This window comes from Streptomyces sp. NPDC051219 (assembly GCF_040682335.1).
Taxonomy (GTDB): Bacteria; Actinomycetota; Actinomycetes; order Streptomycetales; family Streptomycetaceae; genus Streptomyces.
The window spans coordinates 228647-236727 of the sequence record NZ_JBFBAS010000008.1 but is presented as its reverse complement, the minus strand read 5'-3'; the positions used below and the strand labels follow the sequence as shown (position 1 = coordinate 236727).

Below are 8081 nucleotides of genomic sequence, written 5' to 3'. Positions count from 1 at the left end.
CCCCCCCCCCCCCCCCCACCACCCCACACCCACCCCCCCCCCCACCCCACCTGGGCCACCCCCTCCTTGGTCTACCACACACCCAAACCCCCCCCCGGGCGGGGGGCCGGGCCCACGGCCCCCCCCCGCCTCTTCGTACGTGGTTACTTCACCGCCAGCACCAGCGCGTCCGACGGCGACGCCCAGACCGTCCGCGCCTCCCCGAAGCCGGAAGCGCGCAGAGTGCTTGCGTGCCAGGCCGCCGAAGGGGTCTCCCCGTCGGCATGCTCGCCGTAGATCGCGAAGCGTTCGGCGGTCGGCACCGCGAGGTCGGGGTCCTGGGCCGCGAGCGCCCACCACTCGGCCCAGTCGAGCGTGCCGGCCGCCTTGGCGGCATCCATGCCGGCGTGCCGGGTGGCCCGCTCCGCCGCGTTGATCCGGGGCGTCGACTCGTCGATCATGTGGTCGGCGTTCATGAACACACCGCCGTCGCGCACCAGGCCGCCGATCCGCCCGTACAGAGCCGCGAGCGGATCGAGGTGCAGCCAGTGCAGGGCGGTCGCCGTGAGTACCGCGTCGTACGACTCGTACGGCAGCTTCCGCGTCCACTCGGGATCCTTCAGATCCGCGGTGACGAAGGTGACCCGCTCGTCCCCCGCGAAATACCCCTGCGCGATGGTCAACAGCGCGGGGTCGAGGTCGACCCCCGTACTGACGGCTTTCGGGAACCGCTTGAGCAGCCGGTCCGTAATACTTCCCGTACCGCAAGCGAGATCCAGTACCCGGGGCTCCGGCCCCACCAGTGCCCCGACCATGTCCAGCATCACCCTGAACCGCTCTTCACGGTCGGGCATGTACCACTCCTGCTGCCGGTCCCAGCTGTCCTGCCATGCCTGCCAGTCGGTCCCGGCAGCCGTCTCCGTCATTCCGAACCCCTCCGCCGCGTAATACCCTCGAAGCAGTATCAACCGTTACTGAAACTCTAGACCGCCGCCGTAAGGACTACAAGTGGAACTGGCCTATTACTCGGACTACGCCGTGCGCCTGGTCAACAGCGAGGAGCCGGCCCGCAACAAGGACGCCCTGACCTCGGTCGAAGCGGTCCGTGACCTGTTCGGCGCCAGCTCTCAGGCGGCCCGGCGGGCCACCGACGCGGACGTCACCCGCTTCCGTTCGGTACGGGCCCGCCTGCGCGCGGTCTTCGAGGCGGCCGATACGGGCGACGAAGTCCTCGCCGTCGACCTGCTCAATTCACTCCTGCTGGAGTTCCCGGTCAGCCCGCAGATCTCCGGGCACGACTACAAGGACGAGGACGGCCGCCCCAAGTGGCACATGCACCTCGCCGACCACCCCTCCAACGCGACCGCAGGCTACGCCGCCATCGCCTCCATGGGGCTCGCGTTCCACCTCACGGAGCACGGCGCGGACCGGCTCGGCCTCTGCCAGGCAGCGCCCTGCCGCAACGCCTACCTCGACACCTCGACCAACCGCTCCCGGCGCTACTGCTCGGACCGCTGCGCCACCCGCGCGAACGTCGCCGCCTACCGGGCGCGCAAACGCCTGGAGACGGAGCGGTCGGCGAGCACCGGCCTCACCGCCGAGACCAGCCAGGACAGCACCACCCCCACCGAGCGCCGGCGGCCGGGCGTGACCGGCCGGTAGCGGGCCCGTACCCGTCCCAGCACCAGCTCGGCAGGCACCGTACCGAACACCCGGCTGTCTCCCTCGGCGTCCGGATTGTCGCCGAGGACCCACCAGCCGCCTTCGCGCCGCTCGACCAGCCGCTTCACGATCAGCAGGTCCTGTTGCAGCGGGTGACGCAGGACGGCCACGTCACCGGCCCTGAGATCCGTTCCGTAATGGACGAGCAGCTGATCGCCGTGCAGGAGGGTCGGAACCATGGAGAGCCCCATCACCTCGGCGACCCCGAACGGTCTCATCGGCTCCCGCTTCTGATCCGTCATCCGGCACCTCCCGGTCCGTTCCGTGTGTTCGGCCACCAGTCCCATACTGACCCTGGACTTTTGTCCTAAGCCCACGGGGGCGCCCGCGAAAACAGGTCTCTCACGGAGTAATGTCCCACCTGAGAAGACGATCACGAGGAAGGACAGCTCAATGCTTTCCCGCCTGTTTGCCCCCAAGGTGAAGGTCAGCGCCCACTGCGACCTCCCGTGCGGCGTGTACGACCCGGCCCAGGCCCGTATCGAGGCCGAGTCGGTCAAGGCCGTCCAGGAGAAGTTCCAGGCCAACGAGGACCCGCACTTCCGGGCCCGCGCGACGGTCATCAAGGAGCAGCGCGCCGAGCTCGCCAAGCACCACGTCTCGGTGCTGTGGAGCGACTACTTCAAGCCCCCGCACTTCGAGAAGTACCCGGAGCTGCACCAGCTGGTCAACGACGCCCTGAAGGCGCTCAGCGCCGCCAAGGCCTCGACCGACCCGGCCACGGGCCAGAAGGCGCTGGACTACATCGCCCAGATTGACAAGATCTTCTGGGAGACGAAGAAGGCCTGACCTTCCTGGTCACGTCGTCCGACACCGAAACCGACAGCACCTGGCATCCGCGCGGAGCCGGGTGCTGTCGGCGTTCCCGGCCGCCCGTAACGCCGCCTCCGGTACGCCGCCTGAGCGTGCCCTCTCGGCCTCGCTCCCGGCGCGTGAAGCCGCCTCACGCCGAGCCGCCTCACGCCGTGCACCGACGCCGGCTCCGCTCAGGCCGAGGCGCGGCGTCGCAGCGCCTCCAGGGCGCGGTCCGCATGGACGCTCATCCGCAGCTCGCTCCTGACGACCTCCAGCACGCGCCGATCGGTGTCGATGACGAAGGTGACGCGCTTGGTGGGGACCAGGCTGAACCCGCGCTTGACCCCGAACTGTTCACGCACCGTGCCGTCCGGGTCCGCCAGCAGCGGGTAGCCGAGGGAGTGCTTGTCCGCGAACTCGGCCTGCGCCTGCACCGAGTCACCGCTGATACCGACCGGCTGGGCCCCCTGCGCCTTCAACTCGCCCGCTACATCGCGGAAGTGGCATGCCTCGGCCGTACATCCCGGTGACATCGCGGCGGGGTAGAAGAAGAGCACGACCGGTCCGTCGGCGAGCAGCTCGCTCAGCCGGCGGGGTGTGCCCGTTTCGTCCGGAAGCTCGAAGTCCGCTGCCACAGCGCCCACGTTCATCGGTACCTGCCTTGTGGAGAGGGGTCGGGTCGGTCGGAAAGGCTGCGCGCCACTGTACGGACGTACGAAGGCACCGAGAACGTCAGCCCGAAACAAACTCGACCCGAGCCCCGTTCGCGCGGCCCCGAGTGGCCCCGGCCGACTCAAGCCAGCCGCGCCGCCCGCCTCTGGAGATAACGCCGCTCCGGAACACTCAGCGTCCGCCCCGCGGCCGTCGCGTAGGCGGCGCGGGCCGCAGCTTCTTCGCCCGCCATCTCCAGCAGGTGGGCGCGTACCGCCTCGAGCCGGTGGTGGCCGGCCAGCCGGCCGTCCTCGTCCAGCGCCTCGAGCATGGCGAGACCCGCCTGCGGCCCGCGCACCTTCGCGACAGCCACCGCGTGATTGAGGCTCTCCATCGGGCCCGGCGCGAGCCGGACCAGCAGTTCGTACAGGGCGAGAATCTCGTCCCAGTCGGTGTCCTCGGCCCGCTCCGACTCGTCGTGCACGGCGGCGATCGCGGCCCGCAGCTGGTACGGGCCGAGCCGCGTGTGCGTGAGCGCGTCGCTGACCAGGGCGACGCCCTCGTCGATGGCGGTCCGGTTCCACAGCGCGCGGTCCTGCTCGGCCAGCGGGATGAGTGAGCCGTCGGGGCCGGTCCGGGCCGGACGGCGGGCGTCGGTGAGCAGCATCAGCGCGAGCAGCCCGGCCACCTCCCCGTCGCCGGGCAGCAGTTGGTCGACCGCGCGGGTGAGCCGGATCGCCTCGGCGGCGAGGTCGCTGCGGAGCAGCTCCTGACCGGAGGTGGCGGTGTAGCCCTCGTTGAATATCAGGTAGAGCACCTGCAGCACGGCTGCCAGCCGCTCGGCACGTTCCTCCGCCGGCGGCATGCCGAAGGGAACCCCGGAGGACTTGACGCGCTTCTTTGCCCGGCTGATGCGCTGCGCCATCGTCGCCTCGGACACCAGGTGAGCGCGGGCGACTTCCGCCGTCGTCAGACCTCCGACGGCGCGCAGGGTAAGGGCGATCTGCGCCGGAGCCGAGAGCTCGGCATGGCAGCACAGGAAGAGCAGCGCCAGCGTGTCGTCCTCGGCGGGGGCGCGGCTCTCGCCGGGCGGCGGCGTCTCGAACTCGTCGCGCGGGGTCATCGCCACGGCCGTCTCCTCACGCCGCCTGCGTGCCTCCTCGCTTCGCAGCTGGTCCATGAGCCGCCGCGAGGCGACCCTGATCAGCCAGCCCCTCGGGTTCTCAGGCCTCCCCCGCCGGGGCCACTGCTGCGCGGCGGCGAGCAGTGCCTCCTGTACGGCGTCCTCGGCGGCGTCGAAGTGACCGTACCGCCGCACCAGCGCACCGAGGACCTGCGGCGCCAGCCGGCGCAGCAGGTCCTCGGTCGGCGAGGAGGGATCGCTCCTCACATCTCGGTCCCACCCGCTTCGCCGACGGGGTGCACGACGACCGGGTAGTTCGGGGCGCCTTCCGGGACCGGGCACTGGTAGGCGCGTGCGGCGATCTCGGCGGCCCGCGCGAAGTCCGGGACGTCGACGATCCAGTAGCCGGCGAGGACTTCCTTGGCCTCCCCGTACGGACCGTCGGTCACCACCGGCGTGCCGTCGGCGGCGGCGGTGACGAGGCGGGCCTGCTTGGGCTCGGCCAGACCCTGCCCGTCGACCAGCTCCCCGGCTTCGGCCAGGTCGTTGTTCAGCGCTCCCATGTACTCGAACATCGTTTTGAGGTCCTGCTCGGTCCATGCCGGACTGCCCTCGCTGGGCGCGCCGCCCATGGCGTCGTAGTCGGCCTGCCTCCCGAGAACCATCAGCATGTACTTCATGGCCTGTCACTCCTTCTGCTCGTTGCCCACTGGGGCCTCTCGCATGGGACGTCGGAGCCGTCGGTCCATTCTCGACAGGACAGGCCTGATCCACATCAGGAGGGCGTCACGTGCGGCGGTCGTGAAGATACCTGCGGAACGGCCTCACGAGTGAGGCTCGGGCTCCGTCCGGTGCTGCTCCTGCGGATGCGCGGGGCAGTCGGGGTTCTCGCAGGGGCCCGGACCCCAGACCGGCACGAAGGCACCGAGGATCTTCCGCCGCTTGATGACAGTCTCGACCGGCTGTTTGCAGGCCGGGCAGACGTGCCCGGTTTGTTGCCCGGTCTCACGCTTGTTGCTGACCATGCCTCCACGGTAGGCCCGTACCGGGGAGTCGGACAGCCGGCGGTCACGGCTTCCTGGTGTATCGCGTGAAGATCAGCCCATTGTCGAACACCCGGCTGGAGCGCGTCTCGAAGCCGGTGGGGTTGAAGCCGGCCGAGAACATCGGGATGCCGGAGCCGAGGACGATCGGGTAGGTCTTCACGTGCAGCTCGTCGATCTCGTCGAACAGCTGCCCGGCAAGGGCGGCGCCGCCCGCGAGGTAGATCCCGAGCCCGTCCTCCCGCTTGAGCTCGCGCACCTTGGTGACCAGGTCGCCGGAGATGATCTCCACCGCCGGGTCGGGAGACTTCTCGATGCTGCGTGACGCGACGAACGTACGGATGTGGGCGTACGGATCCGTGATGCCGATATTCAGGGCCGGGTCGTACGTCCCGCGGCCCATCACCAGGGCGTCGAAGTGGACGTTCTCCGCGTCCTCCCAGCCGAGGATGCGCCGCACATGTGTCGGGAGGGTCTCCGGGTACTCCGTCCGGGTGTACTCCGTGTATTCCTCACTGACGGGGAAGTCGTCGACCTCCCCCTCGGGCCCGGCGATGAAGCCGTCTATGGAGATCGCGATGTAGTACGTGAGCTTCCGCAAGCCGAGTCCTCTGTTTCCGGCGACATGGCCGTGGTCGCGGGAGCATTGCCCGAACCACTGCACTCATAGTGCTGCATACGCAGTGGTTGGGCAAGGCTTTTCGCCACGACCCCGGCGGTGCGGTGATCAGCCCTGCGGCTTGCGCCACATCGGAAACATGGGGGGCCCGTCCGGGAGGTCCACGGTCGTACCGGTGGGCTCGAAGCCAAGTCGCTCGTAGAGCCTTCGGCTGCGCGTGCTGCTCGCCTCCAAATACGCGGGTATGCCCTCGCGGTCGCAGCGCTCGAGTACGGGTGCGATCAGGGCCGTACCGAGCCCCTCGCCCTGGCGGTCCGGGGAGACGGCGATCATCAGCAGGTATTCGTGCGCCTCGGCGGTCGGGTGCACCGCGCCGGTCAGCCGGCCGACCAGCTCGGCCCGCTCGTTGTCCGGATCCGCCGTCTCACGCATCCGGGACGGAGTGTCGTCCTCCCCTTCCGGCTCGCCCGCCGGAACCCTCAGCCAGAGTGCGGCCGCGGACCCGTCCGCCGCCAGGTCCACCCGCCCCTCGCTCAGAGCAACATCGACGAACACTCCGAGGAAGAGGCCGTGCACGCGGCGGCGGTGCTCCTCGTCGGGGAAGACCCAGCCGCTCACCGGGTCGTCCATGAACGCCTCGTCGAGCAACCGGGTCACCGCCGCCCGGTCGCTCTCCCCCGCCTGGCGTATCTCCAGCTCCATGGTCAGTCCCCTCAGTCACGCGGTCGGATTCAACTCGCCTACGTGATATTAGAGTTGCTGCGAGCCGCCCAGGCCACGGCGGGCCCCGTAGCAAGCCCGGCCGCCAGGAACAGACCGCCCAGGAGCAGCCGGCCGGGCACACCCCAGCCGACGATCAGCGTGCTGAGCAGGAGCGGTCCGAGCATTCTGGCCACCGGGACGCCCGTACCGAAGAAGCCCCGGTACTGCCCTTGCCTGCCGGCCGGTGCGAGGTCGCAGCCGATCTGCCTCGCGTCGGCGGACTGACCCAGGTGCGTGGGCCGTGATCCGGGCCACTTGGTACCGCATCGAGTGGGCCGCTTTTCAGCGGCTCCGGCGAGTCACGAACTCCGCCAGGGCCAGCAGTCCTCCCGCGGCCCCGAGGTCCGGTACCGCCCGGGAAAGCTGATGGACGGCGCGAGCCATCCGGTCGGCGGCATGGATCTGGGCCCAGTCCCGGCCGCCCGCCCTGTCGACCGCCTCGGCGGCGCGGGGGATGTCCGCGGTGGCCATCGGGCCGGCGTACAGCGCGGCCAGCTCCGCCGCGGCCGGAGTGCCCGAGGTCAGCGCGGCCACCACTGGCAGCGACTTCTTCCGGGCGGCGAGGTCGGCGCCGGCGGGCTTCCCGGTGTGTTCCGGGTCGCCCCAGATGCCGATCAGGTCGTCGATGAGCTGGAAGGCGAGGCCGGCCTCCCGCCCGAAGGCGTCCATCGCCTCGACCTCCTCCCGGCCGGCGCCGGCGTACAGCGCCCCGAGAGCACAGGCACAGCCCAGCAGCGCACCCGTCTTGGCCATGGCCATGGTGATGCACTCGTCGAGGCTGACCTCGGCACGCTCCTCGAACGCGCAGTCCGCCTGCTGGCCGGCGCACAGCTCGATCACACAGGCCGCGAGCCGTGCCGATGCCTCCGGGGCCGAGGGATGCGGGTCCTCGGCGAGAAGCCGTAACGCGAGGGCGAGCATCGCGTCCCCGGCGATGATCGCGTCCGGCGTGCCGAACACCGTCCACGCGGTCGGGCGGTTCCGGCGCATCGAGTCCTCGTCGATGACGTCGTCGTGAAGCAGGGTGAAGTTGTGTGCCAGCTCCACCGCGGCCGCGGCCCGTACGGCCTGGCGGGACTGCCCGCCGAGCGCCTGCGCCGCGGCGAGCACGAGCGCGGGCCGGATGGCCTTGCCGGCCTGCCCCGCAGCAGGCGACCCGTCGGCGTGCTCCCAGCCGAAGTGGTACATGGCGACACGGCGTATCGAACCGGGCAATGTCTCGATTGTGCCCCGCAGTTCGGGGTTGACGGCGATTCTGGTGCGCTCAAGCAGTGCCGCGGCCTCGTGCCCTTCGGTGGCGGCTTCCGTCATGGCCAACGTGCGGTCCCTCCCCAGCGGGTATTTCCGATGTCGTACGAGGTCTCCACGGACGTTCCGGGCGGGAGCG

The 8081-nt window shown here is 70.3% G+C and carries 11 protein-coding genes and 1 pseudogene; 2 read left to right on the top strand and 10 right to left on the bottom strand.

Annotated elements, in window-relative coordinates; translation table 11 throughout:
• Positions 1–143: 143 nt before the first annotated feature.
• Entirely contained in the window at positions 144–905 is a 762-nt protein-coding gene (locus tag AB0M62_RS13045; RefSeq protein ID WP_366074224.1) for a class I SAM-dependent methyltransferase, read from the bottom strand.
• 82 nt (positions 906–987) lie between these two features.
• Here AB0M62_RS13045 and AB0M62_RS13040 point away from each other — a divergent pair, with 82 nt between their 5' ends.
• A complete protein-coding gene (locus AB0M62_RS13040) occupies positions 988–1641 on the top strand; it encodes a CGNR zinc finger domain-containing protein (protein ID WP_366074223.1) in 654 nt (217 codons plus the stop codon).
• Positions 1642–1658: 17 nt separating this feature from the next.
• On the opposite strand, the pseudogene sodX reads toward AB0M62_RS13040, so the two are convergent.
• Positions 1659–1988 (bottom strand): annotated as a pseudogene (sodX, locus tag AB0M62_RS13035) (nickel-type superoxide dismutase maturation protease); the annotation flags it as partial.
• Positions 1989–2094: 106 nt separating this feature from the next.
• Between sodX and sodN the strand changes: the two are divergent.
• Positions 2095–2490 (top strand): superoxide dismutase, Ni, encoded by a 396-nt coding sequence (gene sodN, locus AB0M62_RS13030; RefSeq protein ID WP_215095254.1) that lies wholly within the window; start codon positions 2095–2097, stop codon positions 2488–2490.
• 197 nt (positions 2491–2687) lie between these two features.
• Here the strand turns inward: sodN and AB0M62_RS13025 are convergent, their stop codons facing one another.
• The 8 genes from AB0M62_RS13025 to AB0M62_RS12990 form a co-directional block, all read right to left on the bottom strand.
• Entirely contained in the window at positions 2688–3146 is a 459-nt protein-coding gene (locus AB0M62_RS13025; RefSeq protein WP_366074222.1) for a peroxiredoxin, read from the bottom strand.
• Positions 3147–3289: 143 nt separating this feature from the next.
• Positions 3290–4537 carry a sigma-70 family RNA polymerase sigma factor gene (locus AB0M62_RS13020; protein WP_366074221.1) on the bottom strand — a complete coding sequence of 416 codons (1248 nt, stop codon included), beginning with the start codon at positions 4535–4537 and terminating at the stop codon, positions 3290–3292.
• Complete coding sequence (locus AB0M62_RS13015; protein ID WP_366074220.1) at positions 4534–4950, bottom strand: YciI family protein; 417 nt, start codon at positions 4948–4950, stop codon at positions 4534–4536. The genes AB0M62_RS13020 and AB0M62_RS13015 overlap by 4 nt, the downstream gene beginning before the upstream one ends.
• Positions 4951–5094: 144 nt before the next feature.
• Positions 5095–5295, bottom strand: a complete 201-nt coding sequence (locus tag AB0M62_RS13010) for a hypothetical protein (RefSeq protein WP_366074219.1) — start codon at positions 5293–5295, stop codon at positions 5095–5097.
• Between the two features lie 43 nt (positions 5296–5338).
• Entirely contained in the window at positions 5339–5914 is a 576-nt protein-coding gene (locus tag AB0M62_RS13005; protein ID WP_366074218.1) for a dihydrofolate reductase family protein, read from the bottom strand.
• 126 nt (positions 5915–6040) lie between these two features.
• Positions 6041–6634 (bottom strand): GNAT family N-acetyltransferase, encoded by a 594-nt coding sequence (locus AB0M62_RS13000; protein ID WP_366074217.1) that lies wholly within the window; start codon positions 6632–6634, stop codon positions 6041–6043.
• A 38-nt stretch (positions 6635–6672) separates the two neighbouring features.
• Positions 6673–6819 (bottom strand): hypothetical protein, encoded by a 147-nt coding sequence (locus AB0M62_RS12995; protein ID WP_366074216.1) that lies wholly within the window; start codon positions 6817–6819, stop codon positions 6673–6675.
• A gap of 157 nt (positions 6820–6976) precedes the next feature.
• Positions 6977–8005 (bottom strand): family 2 encapsulin nanocompartment cargo protein polyprenyl transferase, encoded by a 1029-nt coding sequence (locus tag AB0M62_RS12990; RefSeq protein WP_366074239.1) that lies wholly within the window; start codon positions 8003–8005, stop codon positions 6977–6979.
• Between the last annotated feature and the right edge of the window lie 76 nt (positions 8006–8081).